Origin of the sequence: Sutcliffiella horikoshii (assembly GCF_002157855.1) — a bacterium.
Taxonomy (GTDB): domain Bacteria; phylum Bacillota; class Bacilli; order Bacillales; family Bacillaceae_I; genus Sutcliffiella_A; species Sutcliffiella_A horikoshii_C.
Genome location: NZ_CP020880.1, coordinates 2,831,493 through 2,848,983 on the forward strand (window position 1 = coordinate 2,831,493; position 17,491 = coordinate 2,848,983).

At 41.8% G+C, this 17,491-nt stretch carries 23 protein-coding genes; 1 reads left to right on the forward strand and 22 read right to left on the reverse strand.

Annotated elements, in window-relative coordinates:
- Positions 1 to 59 precede the first annotated feature (59 nt).
- Positions 60 to 1,244, forward strand: a complete 1,185-nt coding sequence (locus tag B4U37_RS14705) for an oxalate decarboxylase family bicupin (protein WP_010194673.1) — start codon at positions 60 to 62, stop codon at positions 1,242 to 1,244.
- Between the two features lie 19 nt (positions 1,245 to 1,263).
- On the opposite strand, the gene B4U37_RS14710 is transcribed toward B4U37_RS14705, so the two are convergent.
- The 22 genes from B4U37_RS14710 to B4U37_RS14810 all read right to left on the reverse strand — a co-directional run bounded on the left by B4U37_RS14710 (position 1,264) and on the right by B4U37_RS14810 (position 17,443).
- Positions 1,264 to 1,707: a hypothetical protein gene (locus B4U37_RS14710; RefSeq protein WP_010194671.1), complete on the reverse strand. Its 444-nt coding sequence runs from the start codon at positions 1,705 to 1,707 to the stop codon at positions 1,264 to 1,266.
- Between the two features lie 30 nt (positions 1,708 to 1,737).
- Positions 1,738 to 2,502, reverse strand: a complete 765-nt coding sequence (gene lepB / locus B4U37_RS14715; protein ID WP_010194670.1) for a signal peptidase I — start codon at positions 2,500 to 2,502, stop codon at positions 1,738 to 1,740.
- Entirely contained in the window at positions 2,495 to 3,049 is a 555-nt protein-coding gene (locus B4U37_RS14720) for a sigma-70 family RNA polymerase sigma factor (RefSeq protein WP_157663798.1), read from the reverse strand. Before B4U37_RS14720 ends, lepB begins: the two co-directional genes overlap by 8 nt.
- A 137-nt stretch (positions 3,050 to 3,186) precedes the next feature.
- The gene (locus tag B4U37_RS14725) at positions 3,187 to 4,416 is read right to left on the reverse strand and encodes an aminopeptidase (protein WP_088018828.1); all 1,230 of its coding nucleotides are present in this window, start codon (positions 4,414 to 4,416) and stop codon (positions 3,187 to 3,189) included.
- Positions 4,417 to 4,644: 228 nt separating this feature from the next.
- Entirely contained in the window at positions 4,645 to 6,363 is a 1,719-nt protein-coding gene (gene ptsP / locus B4U37_RS14730; protein ID WP_088018829.1) for a phosphoenolpyruvate--protein phosphotransferase, read from the reverse strand.
- Complete coding sequence (locus B4U37_RS14735) at positions 6,363 to 6,629, reverse strand: phosphocarrier protein HPr (protein ID WP_010194663.1); 267 nt, start codon at positions 6,627 to 6,629, stop codon at positions 6,363 to 6,365. Before B4U37_RS14735 ends, ptsP begins: the two co-directional genes overlap by 1 nt.
- 345 nt (positions 6,630 to 6,974) lie before the next feature.
- On the reverse strand, positions 6,975 to 7,163 hold the full coding sequence (locus tag B4U37_RS14740) for a YqzE family protein (protein ID WP_010194662.1): 189 nt from the start codon (positions 7,161 to 7,163) through the stop codon (positions 6,975 to 6,977).
- Positions 7,164 to 7,194: 31 nt separating this feature from the next.
- Positions 7,195 to 7,710: a shikimate kinase gene (locus tag B4U37_RS14745; RefSeq protein WP_088018830.1), complete on the reverse strand. Its 516-nt coding sequence runs from the start codon at positions 7,708 to 7,710 to the stop codon at positions 7,195 to 7,197.
- Positions 7,711 to 7,834: 124 nt separating this feature from the next.
- The gene (locus B4U37_RS22040) at positions 7,835 to 7,996 is read right to left on the reverse strand and encodes a hypothetical protein (RefSeq protein ID WP_157663799.1); all 162 of its coding nucleotides are present in this window, start codon (positions 7,994 to 7,996) and stop codon (positions 7,835 to 7,837) included.
- A 188-nt stretch (positions 7,997 to 8,184) separates the two neighbouring features.
- Positions 8,185 to 8,412, reverse strand: coding sequence for a YuzF family protein (locus tag B4U37_RS14750; protein ID WP_010194653.1), 228 nt, complete (start codon positions 8,410 to 8,412; stop codon positions 8,185 to 8,187).
- 62 nt (positions 8,413 to 8,474) lie between these two features.
- Positions 8,475 to 8,903, reverse strand: coding sequence for a competence type IV pilus minor pilin ComGG (gene comGG / locus B4U37_RS14755; RefSeq protein ID WP_010194650.1), 429 nt, complete (start codon positions 8,901 to 8,903; stop codon positions 8,475 to 8,477).
- Entirely contained in the window at positions 8,857 to 9,303 is a 447-nt protein-coding gene (gene comGF, locus B4U37_RS14760; protein ID WP_010194648.1) for a competence type IV pilus minor pilin ComGF, read from the reverse strand. The genes comGG and comGF overlap by 47 nt, the downstream gene beginning before the upstream one ends.
- A complete protein-coding gene (locus B4U37_RS14765) occupies positions 9,287 to 9,622 on the reverse strand; it encodes a type II secretion system protein (protein ID WP_088018831.1) in 336 nt (111 codons plus the stop codon). The genes comGF and B4U37_RS14765 overlap by 17 nt, the downstream gene beginning before the upstream one ends.
- On the reverse strand, positions 9,606 to 10,013 hold the full coding sequence (gene comGD, locus B4U37_RS14770) for a competence type IV pilus minor pilin ComGD (RefSeq protein ID WP_244951537.1): 408 nt from the start codon (positions 10,011 to 10,013) through the stop codon (positions 9,606 to 9,608). Before comGD ends, B4U37_RS14765 begins: the two co-directional genes overlap by 17 nt.
- A 37-nt stretch (positions 10,014 to 10,050) precedes the next feature.
- Positions 10,051 to 10,386 (reverse strand): competence type IV pilus major pilin ComGC, encoded by a 336-nt coding sequence (comGC, locus tag B4U37_RS14775; protein WP_088018833.1) that lies wholly within the window; start codon positions 10,384 to 10,386, stop codon positions 10,051 to 10,053.
- Complete coding sequence (gene comGB / locus B4U37_RS14780; protein WP_088018834.1) at positions 10,387 to 11,424, reverse strand: competence type IV pilus assembly protein ComGB; 1,038 nt, start codon at positions 11,422 to 11,424, stop codon at positions 10,387 to 10,389.
- Entirely contained in the window at positions 11,408 to 12,478 is a 1,071-nt protein-coding gene (gene comGA, locus B4U37_RS14785) for a competence type IV pilus ATPase ComGA (protein WP_010194640.1), read from the reverse strand. Before comGA ends, comGB begins: the two co-directional genes overlap by 17 nt.
- A 177-nt stretch (positions 12,479 to 12,655) precedes the next feature.
- Positions 12,656 to 13,483, reverse strand: a complete 828-nt coding sequence (locus tag B4U37_RS14790; RefSeq protein WP_010194637.1) for a serine hydrolase — start codon at positions 13,481 to 13,483, stop codon at positions 12,656 to 12,658.
- Positions 13,470 to 14,489, reverse strand: coding sequence for an ABC transporter ATP-binding protein (locus B4U37_RS14795; RefSeq protein ID WP_088018835.1), 1,020 nt, complete (start codon positions 14,487 to 14,489; stop codon positions 13,470 to 13,472). Before B4U37_RS14795 ends, B4U37_RS14790 begins: the two co-directional genes overlap by 14 nt.
- 2 nt (positions 14,490 to 14,491) lie before the next feature.
- A complete protein-coding gene (locus B4U37_RS14800; RefSeq protein WP_088018836.1) occupies positions 14,492 to 15,415 on the reverse strand; it encodes a C40 family peptidase in 924 nt (307 codons plus the stop codon).
- Positions 15,408 to 16,508 (reverse strand): dipeptide epimerase, encoded by a 1,101-nt coding sequence (locus B4U37_RS14805; RefSeq protein ID WP_088020312.1) that lies wholly within the window; start codon positions 16,506 to 16,508, stop codon positions 15,408 to 15,410. The genes B4U37_RS14800 and B4U37_RS14805 overlap by 8 nt, the downstream gene beginning before the upstream one ends.
- Positions 16,509 to 16,522: 14 nt before the next feature.
- Positions 16,523 to 17,443, reverse strand: coding sequence for a S66 peptidase family protein (locus B4U37_RS14810; protein WP_088018837.1), 921 nt, complete (start codon positions 17,441 to 17,443; stop codon positions 16,523 to 16,525).
- Positions 17,444 to 17,491 lie beyond the last annotated feature (48 nt).

Here is a 17,491-nt window from a genome sequence, read left to right on the forward strand (position 1 = left end):
GTTCATACCAATAGAATAGTGTGTATTTCCCCATTATTTTTTAATGAAGGGTGATCTAGATGACTGATGATAAAATAGACAAACGAATTCCCCAACCCATCAGAAGCGACGGGGCAGGAGCATTGGACCTCGGACCCCGTAACGTCCTGAGAGATTTACAAAATCCTGATCTTCTCGTGCCGCCCAAGACGGATGCCGGAATTGTTCCGAATTTGCGTTTCTCTTTCTCCGATACTTCTATGATTCTTAAACATGGTGGATGGTCCAGGGAAATAACGATCAGAGAGCTTCCCATCGCCACTACTCTGGCAGGTGTAAATATGAGTCTGACCGCCGGTGGTGTGAGGGAGCTCCATTGGCACAAAGAGGCAGAATGGTCCTATATGATTCTCGGTAGGGCCCGTATTACAGCTGTAGACCAGGACGGTAGGAATTTCATTGCCGATGTCGGACCTGGTGACTTGTGGTATTTCCCACCTGGCATTCCCCATTCCATTCAAGGATTGGAACTTTGTGAATTCTTACTGGTTTTTGACTCTGGCGATTTTTCCGATTTGAGTACCCTTTCCATTTCCGATTGGTTCGCCCATACCCCAAAAGAAGTGTTGTCTGCTAACTTTGGAGTTCCAGCGAGCACATTTGATGACCGACCAAAAGGACAACTATATATCTATCAAAGCGAGGTTCCAGGACCTCTTGAAACACAAACAGTTCAGTCACCAAATGGAAAGGTTCCGCTGCCATTTAAATTTGAAATGTTGAAACAGCCCCCACTAGAATTTTCAGGCGGCTCTGTTCGCATTGTTGACTCTACCGTTTTCAAAATATCCAAAACCGTTGCCGCCGCCCTCGTGGAAGTGAAGCCTGGTGGCATGCGAGAACTCCACTGGCACCCAAACAATGATGAGTGGCAGTATTACCTTACCGGCAAAGCCCGCATGACCGTCTTTCTTGGAGACGGAACAGCCAGAACCTTTGATTATATGGCAGGCGATGTCGGCTACGTCCCATTTGCAACCGGGCATTATATTCAGAACACAGGCGATGAAACATTATGGTTTCTCGAAATGTTCAAAAGTGACCGATTTGAAGACGTATCCCTGGCCCAGTGGATGGCATTGACGCCAAGACAGCTTGTGGACAGTAATGTCAATATCAGTTCAGCTTTTACAAAAAATATAAGGAAAGAAAAGGAGCCTGTGGTGAGCTTTCCACCTTATACGTATAAGTCGAAGAATAATTAAAAATTTATGGATGGCCCTGTTATTGGTCACGGGGCTCTTTCTTGCTTGCGTACCTTAAGGATAAGACAATAAAAAGGAAAAAAGCCGCAATCCCCATCAAAATATATGGAAGAATATCAGTCCAATGAAAAGGTGCTTCATGAAGGTACACTGCTTTAACCCACATGTCTTGTTGCTCTTCGACTGCGATGGCAGTACCAGAGTCGATTCCTTTAATGGCGTAATACCTTGTACCTTTTTCATAATAGTTTGAGGCGTCGCCATAATAGGCTCCTGTCCTATCATCAGCCATCCGTTTTACCTCGCCAATCTTTTCTCCTATGTCTGAAGCAGCCATGAATTCCTCTGTTACTTCATACACTCCACCTTCCCATACAACAAACTTGTATGCCCAACTTAGCGCATAACTAGTTGAGGTAGCTACCGTGAAGCAAATCAAGAACAATAATAGCCCTTTTTTCATTTCTGTATCCCCCGTCTAAAGTCCATACTATTACTTCCACTTTCGATAGCCTAAAACCTTCCCGTTTATATTTTCAATCGGAACCGCTCCGAAATTTCTGCTATCAAAGCTTCTCCACCAGGCATCCCCCAATAAGAAGACATGACCCTCAGGAATGGTGTATTTTTCTGTATCATATTCTTTCGCATCCTCGAATAAAGGACGATTATAAACATTATCCAGACCTCTGCCATAAAATGCATCTAATTTCTTGTCATCTATATAAACCTGAGCATCTTTTAAGTAAATTGTTTCTCCGGGCAACCCCACAATTCTTGAAATACTTTTCGGTTCATTGTACTTATCAACCATACTCGAATCGTTTTTCATTTCTTCAGGATACGTATAATACACTGCATCTCCACGGTTCACGCTATTTTCTTCATAAAAGTCCGGATCGATGACAAGCAGATCTTTATAGAAATGGTGATCTCCCCTATCCATGGAATCACTACGCCATTCATATAAAATCATGTCATCCTCGTACACTACTCTTTCAATATCGGGTGAAGTAATTGAATCGGTAAGTACCGAAGAGGTCGGTTCGAATAGAGGCATAAAAATAAGTATCACTAACAATAAAGAGATAGAGAGCGACATCGCTAATCCCATTGAAAGAAAGTCAGGCTTTTTTTTGGAAGGATTCTTCTTAATATTTTTTAATACACTTTGTTTACGTTCTTCTGAAAATGCGGCATATTGAAATACAGTCGTTTCCATCTTTTTTCTAAGTTGCTTCAACTCTTGTTCAATCATTATCCCTACCTCCATCCGTATAGTGAACTCGCAATAGCTCTTTCCCTCTAGTCAGTCTGGTCTTAACAGTACTGAGGTTGGTATGAAGAAAACTGCTTATTTCCTTCAAGCTAAGTTCCTCATAATAAAAGAGGAAAACGACTTCTCTATATTTTAATGGTAGTGCTAACACCAAATCCGCCAAATCAGTAATATTCTCTTTTTCTAAAAATGTTTGTTCAGGTGTACTTGTATGGTCCGCAATCACCCTTCCAAACATTTCAGAAATTTGCACTTTTCTATAGTTCCAACTTTTCAAATAATCCTTACATTTATTAATGGTGATTCTGTAAAGATAGGTTTTCACACTGCACTCACGACGAAAGTTATCCAGCTGATTAAAATAGGTTACAAATACCTCCTGCGAAATATCTTCAGCTATATTAAAATCCTTGACATAAGAATAGGCCAGCTTAACAATATCACTTCCGAATTGATTCATCACACTTTCCAAGTGTATTTCCTTATGGTCAATAACATCATGCAAAGGTTCTTCCAAGGCTGCCATCACCCTCTCTTCCATTCTTTCATTAATAAAAGTTAGACGACACTTCTCTTTGGAAAGTTTGGAAATTCTTTCTTTATTTTACCAAAAGAAAAAGCAGGTGAACTTCTTTTTAGAAAAGAAATTCTCCTGCTCTATTTTTAGATAACCCATTCGCCATCTGTCATTATTGTTTCTTTTACTCCAGCTTCCGTTTCTCCTTCAATGCTCATCTCTTCCGAACCAATCATAAAATCGACGTGAATCATACTTGTGTTGACCCCTTTTGATTCTAGCTCCTCTTTGCTCATCTTTGCTCCGTCTTCAATATTGATCGGATAAGCTGAACCTAGCGCCAAGTGGCAGGAAGCATTTTCATCAAAAAGTGTGTTATAGAAAATCACTTCCTGCTTGGATACTGGTGAGCTATGTGGGACAAGCGCAACTTCCCCTAAGTGAAGTGCTCCTTCATCCGTTTCTAAAAGCTTTTTCAACACTTCATATCCTTGCTCAGCCGAAAACTCCACCACTTTGCCTTCTTTAAATGTAAGGCTGAAGTTATCTACCAGGTTTCCGTTCAGGTTTAACGGCTTAGTGGAAGATACGACTCCGTTAACTCCGGTCTTCACAGGTGCCGTAAACACTTCTTCTGTTGGAAGGTTCGGAACGAAATAAGTACCTTGATCGTTGTTCATTCCACCGCCTAGCCAAACCTGTTCGTTTGGAAGTTCGATTGTCAGGTCTGTCCCTGGCGCTTTGTAATGAAGTTTTTTGTACTTTTTGGAGTTAAGGATTTGTAGCTTTTCTTGCAAAGTTTTTATGTGTTTATTCCACGCTTCAACAGGGTCGTTTTCATTGACACGTGTTACTTGGAAAATGTTTTCCCATAGGCTTGCAACCTGATCTTCTGGAGATCTGTCCGGGTAAAGTTTCGCTGCCCATTCTTGAGACGGCACGGAAACAATCGCCCAGCTGACTTTCGCAGTTTGAATGTATTTTCGGTAGTTCTGCATTGCTTTGGCCTGAGCTTTGTTAGAAATGGACACCCGCTCTGGATCGACGTCTTTAAGAAGATCTGGGTTGGAAGCAACAATCGACATAAATGCTGCACCTTCTTCTGCCATTTCCTCCATTCCTTTTACTTTCCACTCTCGGACATGACTGAGAGATTCTGTGGAGGCTGTTTCATATGTAATTTTCGTTAGTTGCTCGTCGTTCCATTCGGTATGTACGTATTTGGCGCCTAGCTTGTACGCAATTTTGGCAACTTCTCTTACAAATGGGGCTGCTGCTATTGGGGCATTGATGACAAGCGGCTGGTTTTCTTGCAGGTTGATCCCAACTTTTAGCGCAAGCTCTGCGTATTTGGTCAATTTTTCTTGTATCACTATGTATTTCCTCCTTTTGGTTGATGAGGATATTGTATCATAGGATGCCGCGGTATTGGATTGGGGAGATTTATTAACTTTTGGAGGGGTACTTAAATGGCCCCTGAGGTTATTGTGAGTTTTCCGAAGCTTATTGTGACTTTTTCAAGCGTTATTGTGAGTTTTTCGAATCACCTCACTAAGCTCATAAAAAAAACCAACTCCCCCTAAAAGGAAAGTCGGCCTCCAAAATCACACATTAAACTTCTCTTTCACAAATTCTACAACTTCTTCTGCTGTGCTCATGCCAAGGATCTCTTCACGGTAGGAAGCAGCTTCCTCTTTAGAGATGCCGCGCAGTTGGCTTCTTGCAGGAAGGATGGATGTCGCGCTCATACTGAACTCGTCCAGTCCAAGTCCTAGAAGGATTGGGATTGCGATTGGGTCGCCAGCCATTTCTCCACACATGCCGGCCCATTTGCCGTTTTTGTGTGCAGCTTGGATGACATTATCTACTAGGCGCAAGATTGCCGGGTTGTATGGTTGATACAGGTAGGAAACCTGCTCGTTCATACGGTCCGCTGCCATTGTGTATTGAATCAAGTCGTTTGTTCCGATGCTGAAGAAGTCTACTTCCTTCGCGAAAATATCAGCCATAACCGCTGTTGATGGGATTTCCACCATGATACCGATCTCGATATTTTCGTTTACAGTTATACCATTCTTCACAAGCGCTTCTTTTTCTTCTAAAAGAATTGCTTTTGCTTGGCGGAACTCGTCCAATGTTGCGATCATCGGGAACATGATTTTCAGGTTTCCATAAGAGCTAGCACGCAATAATGCACGAAGCTGTGTACGGAAAATATCCTGTTCCTCTAAGCAAAGGCGAATCGCACGGAAACCTAGGAACGGGTTCATTTCTTTTGGAAGGTTTAAATAAGGAAGTTCCTTATCTCCGCCGATGTCCAATGTACGGACAACAACAGGTTTGCCTTCCATGCTTTCAAGAACCTCTTTATAGGCTTTGTACTGCTCGTCCTCTGTCGGAAGTTCCGTTCTGCCCATGTAAAGGAATTCGGTACGGTAAAGACCGACACCTTCTCCGCCATTGGCAAGAACGCCTTTCACATCTTTTGGAGTACCGATGTTTGCAGCAAGCTCGACTTCTTGTCCGTCAGAAGAAAGACTTTTCTCGTTGACAAGCTTAGCCCACTCTTTTTTCTGCTCTTCGTACTTCTCTTGCTTTTCTTTGTAAGAAGCAATTTCTTCTTCTGTCGGATCGACGATTACCACCCCGTCTAAACCATCAATGATGACCATTGTGTCATTTTGAATAGTTTCCATGACGTTCTTTGTTCCAACTACTGCTGGAATTTCCATCGAACGAGCCATGATCGCCGAGTGAGACGTACGTCCACCGATATCAGTTGTAAATGCTTTTACATATTGACGATTAAGTTGAGCAGTGTCAGAAGGAGTTAAATCTTCTGCAATGATAACAACTTCTTCTGAAATAAGTGCAGGATTGGAAACTGTCACACCTAAAAGGTGAGCTAGTACACGTTTGGTCACGTCGCGGATATCCGCTGCACGCTCCTTCATGTACTCGTTATCCATTTGTTCAAACATATTGATGAACATTCCTGCTGTTTCATCCAAAGCATACTCAGCATTTACACTGTCGCTTTTAATTTTTTCTTTAATTGGATTTATAAGTTCAGGGTCACTCAATACAAGAAGGTGTGCAGAAAAGATTTCAGCCTTGTCTGCTCCAAGCTCTTTATGTGCGTGTTCCTTGATTTTTTCCAATTCGCTTTTAGAGATTTCTACTGCTTTTTCAAATCTTTCCACTTCCGCTTGGGCATTGTCGATCGTCTTCTTGTCCACAGATAGTTCTGGGTTTTCAAGACGATATGCTTTCGCAATCGCAATCCCGCTAGAAGCAGGGATACCTTGAATCGTGTTTGACATTATTCCCCTAACCCTTCTGATTTCAAAGTTTCTTCAATTGCAGAAATTGCCTCACTCTCATCAGAACCTTCTGCAACAATTTTAATTTCCGCACCTTGAGGAATTCCAAGAGACATTACACCCATGATGGATTTCAAGTTAACAGATTTACCGTTGTACTCAAGGTTTACGTCTGCATCGAATTTACCTGCAGTTTGTACCAATTGAGTAGCCGGACGTGCGTGAATTCCTGAATCTGCTGTTACTTTAAATGTTTTTTCTGCCATTGTAATCAAACTCCTTTAGGATATGTGTATTTTTTACTTTAGAAACTATTCAACTAAAAGAACTTTGTTCCCTTTATTCCTATACCCTGTAGCTTTCACCAGTAATCGCGGTGAATATGTAGGAAAAAATATAGAAAAAGGCATGAGTGAGGGCTTGTCTATATAAAAGGGTACACTCGTCCCCTTAGTATGGATCAAAACCTCTTCACTCATGCCTGATCGTATCAGTAACACGTAAAGTTCTTATCTATGTTGAAAGCATTTGCATGAACATTTAGTTGAACGCTTCTTAACTGTCCGATGAGATTGTAGCATAAAAAACAAAACCTTGGCAATACTTTTGACTCATACTCCACTTTTTTTCTTTTTAAAAAGCATCATGATTGCATAAGGAATCACACCGAAGAGCTGAAAGGCGATGGGCGAACGCTCTTGCTTTTTCAGTTGCCTTTGCTCACGCTTTACTTCTTTCGGCTGATCCATGTAGGTGACAAGCTGCTGTGTCACATATTTCACATAATCATTTGTTTTCATTTAGTCCACCACCCAAGAGATTCTTTTATCTCTAGTGTTGACGGTTACTCCATATTTTAATCGCGTTATGTACGGCCTCTGCAGCAGATTCCAAGTCCAGCCCGGTTGTATCCACCGTGATGTGCGCTTGTTTATAAAGAGGTAAACGTGTGTCAAAAAGCTCTATGATTTCTTCTTTCTTTTTCTGTTTTATAAGGGGCCTGGTCGTATCATTTTCCAAACGCTCCCAAATAACTTCCGGGTCTGCGTAAAGAAAAATCATACAGCCGTTCTCTTTCATCCAATCAATGTTATTTTGAGTTGTTACTATTCCTCCACCAGTTGTCACTAGGGTATCATTCACGGGTAGTTCTTGAAGGGTCTTTGTTTCCAGCTCCCGAAAAAAACTCTCTCCATATTGCTCGAAGATATCCTTAATTTGCAACTTCATATTCTGTTCAATCAGTGTGTCTGTATCAACGACATCGAGACTCAGGTTGGTTGCCAACGCCTGTCCGATGGTTGTTTTCCCCGCTCCCATAAATCCTGTAAGATAGATGCTTTTCATGTTCCATGCCTCTCTTTCTTTTTGGATGCCTCTTTATTTTATTATTATAGGGCAAAGCTCCCTCTCCCTCCACTTTAAGAAAAACTAGGCAATACCTAGCCGGTCCTTTTAGAGCTAAAAACCTTTAGTTGTTTGGTAAGTCGCCACTGTCATTTTCTAAATGGCTGCACTTTTCCTTGAGATAAACTAATGAAGACATCCTTGACTGATTTTCTACGATAAAGACGTCTTCATGAATCGAATGAAGACCTTTCTCCCTCCATTTTCCCGACAGAGATGTCTTCATACACCTCATGAAGACCTTTCTACTCCCATTTCCCCGCAAGAGATGTCTTCATATACCTGATGAAGACCTTTCTACTCCCATTTCCTCGCTAAAGAGGTCTTCATAGAACTACAAAAACAGTATTATGTATTTAAAAACTACAAAAAAGTGCCTCCATCAATAGGAGACACTTCTGACTAGTTTTCCTCTTAGTTATCAGGCATAACCCAGATAACTTCTGCAGTTCGAATGAAAAAGCTCGAATCTCCAGCAACTAACACAACATGATCTGGTTTAACATCCTTCAGGTTACCTCTTATTGATCCTCGCGTTGTTTCAATGACCACTTCGGTGCCAACGATACTTCTTAAAGTATGGTATACATAGGGTTCTATCACCATATATTGAATGGGCATCCCATTGTCCGCTTGATTCATTGGGTATTTACCTCCTTTGTTACACGGTACATTTATATGATTGGGACAATGGGATGGTGATTTTATGTGATTAATTTAATTGTTTCATACCAGCCGAGTACCTTCTTTTCTTCCATATCGTAAAGGATGGTTGCTTTGTACTCCCTCGCCATCCTGGTTGTGCAGACAATGACAATCTCCCTTTCTGTTCCAAGTTCCTTTACAGTTACCGCAGCTTCTCCCCTTGGCATTTCAAACGACGAAATAATTTCCTCCCTCTCCTCTTTCAACTGTTCCTCCACTTTGTCCCATACAAATTTCATCATGATTTCCAGCTCAAATTGTTGATCCGATTCATGATAAAACATTTTCTCCAGCCGGTAGTTTTCAATTTGATGAAGCAAAAAGGAGGAGACTATTACACTTATGATAAGTGTGACAGGAAAAATATACCCTTTGTTCTGTTTACTTCGAAGTCCAGCTTGTACGGATTGCCCCCAATTTGAATTCATGGATTATTTCGTCCTTCCCCTTTACATTCACTATAGCCCCATTATTCACTTCTTTAAAAGTAATACTTTCTACTCCATGCAAGAGTAATTCGTGTCCAGTTCCATTAACTCTACGTCTGACATTTTTTTGATAAAATTCATATGTCACTCTTTGATCGTCTTGATTGATAATGACCATCGCATTACTCTCCACCGACACTCTCTTTGCATTTCGAACCTCCCTTGTAGCCTGCTGAATAAACACCTCGAGCTCCAAAGGATGAATTCCATCGCCCTTTTCTGTCAATAGCGAGAGATTTTTAAGTAGAAGAGGGAAAAACGCGGTGAGAATAAGAATGACTGAAAAACTGACCAAGACCTCCAATAAGGTAAAACCGTCATGTTTACGGAAGATGGACATAAATACACCTTTCCTCCTCCAACGATTTATAATTCATATAGGACACACACAGCACTGGCGGAACGGTTTCTTCCACCAATGTCAGGGAATAGGTGGTGCCATTTCTGTTTACCATATTATCTTCAAACAATTTGGCACCTGTACGTATTTCTTCCAATTCCATTGTCAAAAGGAACCTTGCTTGCTGATCGAGAATAAATCCCTTGCGTTCCTGATTCATTCGTACCAACCCAGGAAGCAGAACGGAGGCAATGACCATCCAAATTACCAAAGCCCCTAAAACCTCTACTAATGTAAATCCTTTAGAGCTTTTCCACATAGAAACGGCCTTTTCCTAAGGTGAAAACGTATCGATAGCTTTCCATTTCGTCCACATAAATACCGATTGCGCCAGCTTTATTAATGCTGCCATTTCCATTGTAAATCAGTCTTTCTCCCATCGTGCGTGTATCTATTCTTACATCACGGTGGTATTCCCGATATACCATTTCGTTAATCTGGAAGGTTCCTTGCCGTATACGGTAATAGTTATTTTGTGGAGTAAAAATAATACTTACACTTGTTTTCGTACTTATTGCATATTGTTGGGCGAACAAGAGATCATTGCTTAATTGATCGCTAAATTGTTCTGCAATTATGTTTTTGTTGGTCGCATTAAGATTAAGGATGGTCACCGATAGAATGATGGAGATGAGAGAAAGAACCAGCATAGATTCCAAAAGGGAGTATCCCTTGGAATCTAAAGGTCTATAAACCAACATCAGCTTCCGCTTTGCTGTTGACAATCGTAACGGTACTTCCGTTTGGACAGTTTAAAGTTCCGTCTTCATCGAAATGATCTTGAAGATATTCTGGTGAGTCCAAATCATCAATGGTTGCCGGCTCGCTCCCCTTATCCAATCGGTATGTCTGAATCTGGGCGTCCACCATGCTAAGCAGCGCCTCACATCCTTTATCCCCAATAATGCTAGAATTCTTTGTCACGTTTGGAATCATGATTAAGAGTAACACGGTAATAACCAACATAACTAAAAGCATTTCCACCAACGTAAAACCACGTTCTTCCTTTAATAGCTTTCTCATCTATAACCCTCCTAGTAATTGAAACATTGGAATGAAGATACAGAGATATAACACAAAAACAAATGAACCGATCCCTAAAAATAAAACAGGCTGAACTCTTCCCAGTAGCTTTTCGCTTTTTTCCTGCATCTTCACTAACAGTAACTTGCTGTATTGCTCCAATTCCTGACCTAATTTCCCATTCTTTTGTCCATGTACAATAACTACATCAAGCCCCTTTACAAACACTTTCTCCCTTCCCACCAATGTTTCGAGCTTTTCCCCCTCCACTAAAAACTTACGATATTCTTTTGCTTTAGAATGGAAAAAAGAATGATAACGTTGCTGCTCGAACACAGCTATGGCTTCATTAATCGTTAATCCACTTAATAGCAAGCTGCTTAATTGTTGCGTGAAGTAATGGGAATAATGAAGGGAGAGAAAGGTTTTAACAAGAGGAATTTTCAACAGCAAATCCACCTTTTGAGACGGATTCAATTTTCTTTCATAAATTTTATAAAATAAATAGGCTGCGAAGATCCCAAGTACACACCACAATAGTAAAATGGGTATTTGAACAACGAGAAAGAAAAATACGGAGATGATTGGACTTAAAGAAATGTTCATTTGGGAAAAGAGAAGATGAAACTGTGGCAACAACACCAATTGAACAAAAACAAGCATGATCGTTACAAGGAAGAGAAGCATGATTGGATACCTGAGAATGGAGAAAATCTTATCTCTATAGAACCTTTTCCTCTCAAGCAGTGCTCCCCCTGTCCGAAATGCCTGTCCTAGGTTTCCGTGCTTTTGTGAAAAGAATAGCAACGACAATATATCCTGATTAAAATGCAGACTTTCTAAAACTTGATGTACACTGTACCCTTTTTTCAGCTCCTCAATGGCCTCAAGCAAGCTTCTTTTCTTTTCCGCTTCGAAGTGAATACTCATCAACTCCAATGCTTCTAATAAAGAATAGCCATTAGTGTAGAGGTCTCCCATCCTTTTTAGGAAATCCTCCTGAACTTTAAGCGGCCAACCCCTATTGCCCTTTGCCATCGTTCACCCATTTTTCATATTCCCTTTGATGAATAAAGCCCAGAGCTATTCCCTTTTTAATTACTTCCTTCAGTGTAGGATAGTGTAATTCCACCTTTGCCCCTTTACACTCTTCCATCACCTTGGACAGTTCCCGCCCATATAAAAGTTCATATACACTGACCAATCGATGTTGCCTGTACTTTCTGCAGAAAGATGTACATTCCCCATGGCAATAAGGACATTTCAACTCCACGAGCCTTTGCGCTGAAATTGCTATTAATGTCTGTTCCAACTCTTGTTGCGAGACCCCAAACTCCAACAGCCGATGTACCGCCCCTTTTGCATCCCGCGTATGCAAGGTACTTAAGACTAAATGACCCGTCAGCGATGCCCTTATAGCAATCTTCGCCGTTTCTTCATCCCTGATTTCCCCGACCATGATAATATCCGGATCGTGTCTTAGAATGGCCTTCAAACCTGTTGCATAGGTTATCCCTGCCTTTTCATTCACCTGCACCTGAAGCACATTTCTACTTCTCCGCTCCACCGGATCCTCAAGCGTTATAATATTTCGTTGCAGCATCCCTTTTGACTCTTCCAAAATCGAATACAGAGTGGTGGTTTTGCCAGAGCCGGTCGGGCCAGTGAACAGAATAAGGCCATGTGAGTGCTTCATTAAGGAAAATAGTTTTCTAGTGGAGTTCGGAAACAGGGATAAACGTTTTAAAGGGAATTGGCTGTCATCATGCGGTAGGATTCGGATGACAAGACTTTCTTGGTTAACAGTGGGCAAGGTCGAGAGTCGTAGATTGATGGGTTTGGAGTCAATGTAAAGGTTTAATGCGCCATTTTGGGGCTTTCTTGTTTCACCTATGTCCATTTCGGCTTGGAATTTAAGGTGTGATAATATCCGTTCATAGATTTCTGGTGGGAGATCTTCTTGATCGTAGAGGTAGTGGTCCAGACGGAAAAGTACTTTGGCGGACGTTTCATGTGGTTTGATGTGAATATCTGATACACGCAAACGGATAGCTTGGCGAATGATCTCTTCACACTTTTTTTCAATATTCATTTGTCACCTCATTTTGTGTTGATTTGTTTGTTGGATGGGAGTGAGTGAGCTTTCTTGCCTTGAGGAAAAGAGAGAAAAAAGATGGGGTACAGGTCTGCCTTTATAATTTTCTACACGGATTGACATATTCCTGCAAGTTTTTTTATTTTTTTTCAAAAAAATGAAGACCCCTGCTTTTCAACAAAAAGCTTCGGTCTCCACTAAATATTCCTCTACTACCTTGCCAATCTCCTGTATCGCTCTTTTCCCAATGGAGTTATCAACCAAGTCGTCGATAAGAACGGCTACGAAAAGTTTCTCGCCCTTATAGGTAACAATCCCGCAATCATGCTCCACACCGGGCAGCTCCCCGGTCTTATTGGCAATTCCCACTAATTCTAGGTCCATGTAAAACGGAAGCTTATCTAGAAGCTGCTGACCACCAAGAATTCGCAGCATTTTTTGTCTGCTCTCATCGGAAAACACAGCCCTCTCGGCGTCTTCTATATGCAAATACTTTAAACACTCTATCATTTCAAGGGCACTTGTCCTGTTTTCTATACCGGCAGCCGTGGCTTTAAAATCCATCATTTTTCGCTCAAGTTTTGTATTCGTTAAACCCTGCTCTCTACAGAAATCATTTACACCATTCCACCCAATAATGTCAATAACCTTATTGGTCGCGGTATTATCGGATACTATAATCATTAACGTCAACAATTCTCCTAACGTAAAACTTGTGTCACCATCCATAAATTGAATGACACCTGCTCCACTGACAATATTTCTAGTGTCAATGGAATATCTATCAGAAAGACTCAAAATGCCTGCTTCTACCTGTTTAAAAGCCGCCATCATAATTGGGATTTTAATTAGGCTGGCTGCTTTTTTTGTAACATAAGCATCTTTATCCAGACGCTGGCCACCGCCGTCTTCTATCACATAACTAACGTGTCCCGCAGTCGAATCTACCACTGCTTGGACACGTTCCTTCAATAGTTGTAGGTTAGTTTCAATTCCCATCATGCGCACTTGCCACCATTTCCCTTACCTTATCTGGGCCGACAATTTTTTCATTATATAAATGACAGGCTACATAATGACGTTCTTCTACTTCCTGCCACTCTGGAATCGATTGGCTGCATGCTTCCATTGCATGCGGACAACGGGTGCGGAAGACACAGCCACTTGGCGGATAAATCGGACTTGGGATCTCCCCTTGAACTATTTGCCTTTCCCGTTTGTCCTCTATATCTGGATCTGGTATCGGGATGGCAGATAATAAGGCTTGTGTGTAAGGGTGCAACGGCTTTTTATAAAGGGCCTTACTTTCCGTCAGTTCCATCATTTTTCCAAGATACATAACCCCTATCCTGTCACTGATATGCTTAACCATTGAAAGGTCGTGGGCAATGAACAAGTAAGTTAATCCTTTTTCTTTCTGAAGACGTTTCATTAAGTTCACCACTTGCGCTTGCACGGATACATCCAAAGCGGATATTGGTTCATCCGCAATGATAAAATCTGGATCCAGTGCAAGGGCCCGTGCAATTCCGATTCGCTGTCTTTGTCCACCGCTGAATTCATGCGGGTAACGGTTCGCATGCTCCCGATTTAACCCCACATCTACCAATAGCTGATAGACACGCTCTGTGCGTTCTTTGCTATTTTTGTAGATGCCATGCACTTCCATTGGTTCGGAGATAATTTCTTTTACAGTTGAACGCGGATTAAGCGATGCATAAGGGTCTTGAAAGATCATTTGCATGTTGCGGTGGAAAGCAAACTTCTCTTTTTCGGTTAGTTTATGAACATCTTTTCCGTTAAAGTTCACTTCGCCTGCCGTTTTACCATAAAGTCCGATGATGGTCCTTCCTGTAGTGGATTTACCACATCCTGACTCTCCCACCAGCCCAAAGGTTTCCCCTTGGTATACATCAAATGAAACATTGTCTACCGCTTTTAGGGCTTGATTTTTGCCTAGAAAAAAATACTTTTGCAAGTTTTTCACTTGAAGTAGTTTCTTTTGCATGATTATCCCCCGTCCTTTTGCCAGTACCTTCTTGCTGCACATAGTTCTTTTTCATAAATGGTGTTTTCCATTGGGAGAATTTCAATATCTCTACCGGTTTTTGGTGAGTGCAACAGCTTCCCGTCTCCATAATAAATTCCTACGTGATGAATCTTGCCCTTGCCTTCTTCATAAGCAAAGAACAACAAGTCCCCCGGTTCTAAAGCGTTTAACTTCACTTCTGCACCCTCTTTAGCCTGGTCGTGGGCATCTCGGGGGATGATATAGCCATTGGCTTTGCACATGGTATAGCTGAATCCCGAGCAATCCATCCCGTATCCACTCATACCACCCCATAAATATGAAAGGCCGAGGAATTTCTCACCGCTCCTGACAATATCCGTCCCAGTTCCTTTTGGAAGGAAAGCAAGACCATCATATACCGAAATGTGATCTGTTTTCAGCAACCCATAAGTTCCATCAGGAAGTTGGACTTTCACCTTTTCTTTCCCATTCTCCTTTACAGGCAAAATGGTTTGAAAGCTCAGCTCTAGTAACACTTTTTCCTCAGTCGAAAATAAAGGAGCAAGGTTGCTCGTCACAACAGCAACCGGACCATCTGCAAGCTTCCAATCCATTACTTCAGTGACCTGACATTTCGGCACCCAACCAGGATATCCCCTCTCATCCTTTGATGAACCTTGAGTCAAAGCAATAATATGATAGTAATCTTTCTTTTCCTCTAGAACGAGTACTTCCTGTCCGTATAACAGTTGAGATTGGATAAGGTTGGCATCACAAAGTTCTAACCTTGTTTCAAAATTCAGCAAATCCAGCCAACCATTAATGTCTGTGGGATTCGAGGTGGCTTTCTCGTCTAGCACTCTTGCTGAATCATAAGAGGTCCAGATGGTGGCTACTGGTACATTTATGACATATTTACTCAACACTGACGCCTCCTTTTACATTTATATCTCCAATTCCTAATCCAGGCGCATCCGGGAAACTGATCAATCTACCGTTATAAATAATGCCGCCTGTTACGATGTCTTCTGCGAGCATAAGCGGTGCATCAAAATCAAATCGTGTGATATTGCTCTTACTTGCAGCAAAATGGGCGGCCGCCGTGATGCCAAGCCTGGTTTCAATCATGCTTCCTACCATGCATTCGACTCCAAAGGACTCTGCAATACTATTAATCTTTTCTGCCTGGAAAATGCCGCCTGATTTCATCAGTTTAATATTTATCAGGTTGGCACTGCGCGTTTTAAGTACTTGAAGTGCCTGTTCAGGAGTAAAGACGCTCTCATCCGCCATGATTGGTGTTTCCACTGCATCGGTAACCTGTTTCAATCCCTCTACATCATGGGCGATGACAGGTTGTTCCACAAGCTCGATATTCAGCCCCAGATCTTCCATTTTGCGAATGCCGCGTATAGCTTCTTTAGCCGTCCAACCTTGATTGGCATCAAGTCGAATCTCTACCATATCTCCTACACGGCTTCTAATTTCTCTTATTCTAGCAATATCTGTCAGCATATCATCTTTCCCTACTTTTACTTTCAGGACACGGAAACCTCTCTCTACATATCCTATGGCGTCCTCTCCCATTTCCTTCGGGGAATTGACGCTAACGGTAAAGTCTGTCTCAAGCTCGCTCTTGGCCCCGCCCAAATACTGATACAGTGGCAGCCTGCTATGTTGAGCTAAGCAATCATAGATGGCCATATCGACTGCAGCCTTTGCACTTGAATTTCGCACAAGCGATTTATGTAATCTCTGCAATATGGGTTCATAGTTTAGGAGGTTCTCGTTTAAAAGAATCGGTTTCAAAATTTGTTGAATGGCATATTCAATACTATCAAGACTGTCCCCAGTAATGACATGTGTAGGTGGTGCCTCTCCCCACCCAACCAGACCATTGTCACAGGTGATCTGCACTACCACAGCCTCCGCTACATACACGGTACGCAAGGCTGTCTTAAATGGTTTTGACAGAGGTACTGCGGTTCGGAACGTCTCAACCTGCAGTATTTTCATATTTCCCTCTCCTTTCATTCCACTCCTGGTTGGATGGTCAATGTCTTGTTGTATGTGTTCAATTCCGCTTTTGCTCCATGCGGGATGGCAATATTCGGAGAGCAATGTCCAAATTGGAACCCGCTCATAGTCGGTTTTCCTGCATCTTTTACCTGTTGAGAAATGACTTCCTCAAGCGTCAAAGATGCCTTTCCTTCATCAGGCACACAGTTATGGAAGTCGCCAATAACAATACCTTCTGCGTCTGCAAACTTGCCTGCCATTTTCAACTGATTTAGCATCCTGTCCACTTTGTATGGCTGTTCATCAATATCTTCAAAAAAGAGGATTTTCCCCTTTGTCTGCAATTCAAACGGCGTTCCAAGTGAACTTACAAGCAAAGTTAAGTTCCCGCCAACAAGCTCTCCGGTTGCAACACCCTCGTTCATCACTTCAAGTGGGGAGAGTTCTTCTGTATATACTATTTCAGTTGGCTCAAATAACTGTTGAAAATAAGTTTTTGATAGAGGGTGAATGCTTTCAAGCCCGATATCCGAGCTTAGCATTGGACCATGGAAGGAAGTTAATCCGGCCTGCTGGTAGAATGCTTGATGCAAAAATGTGATATCGCTATACCCCCAAAAAATCTTAGGATTATTCTTTACCAAGTCATAATCTATACTGGACGCAATCCTTGCCGTGCCAAATCCTCCGCAAGCACAGAAAATCGCCTTTACTTCATCATCTTGAAACATAGCGTGCAGATCCTCTAGTTTTTCTTTGTCCTTGGATGCAAGGTAGCCGTAGGGAGCATCTACATATTTGCCCAACTTCACTTTCAAACCCAGTTCTTCTTCCAAAAAAGGAAGTGCCCGTTTCAACTTCTCCTGTTTCGGTGGACTTGCAGGTGCAATGACACCAACCGTATCTCCTTTTTTCAAACGAATCGGCTTCATGTCTCGCCACTCCTCTCCTTTAAAAATTCCCGTTAAACTATGTATATG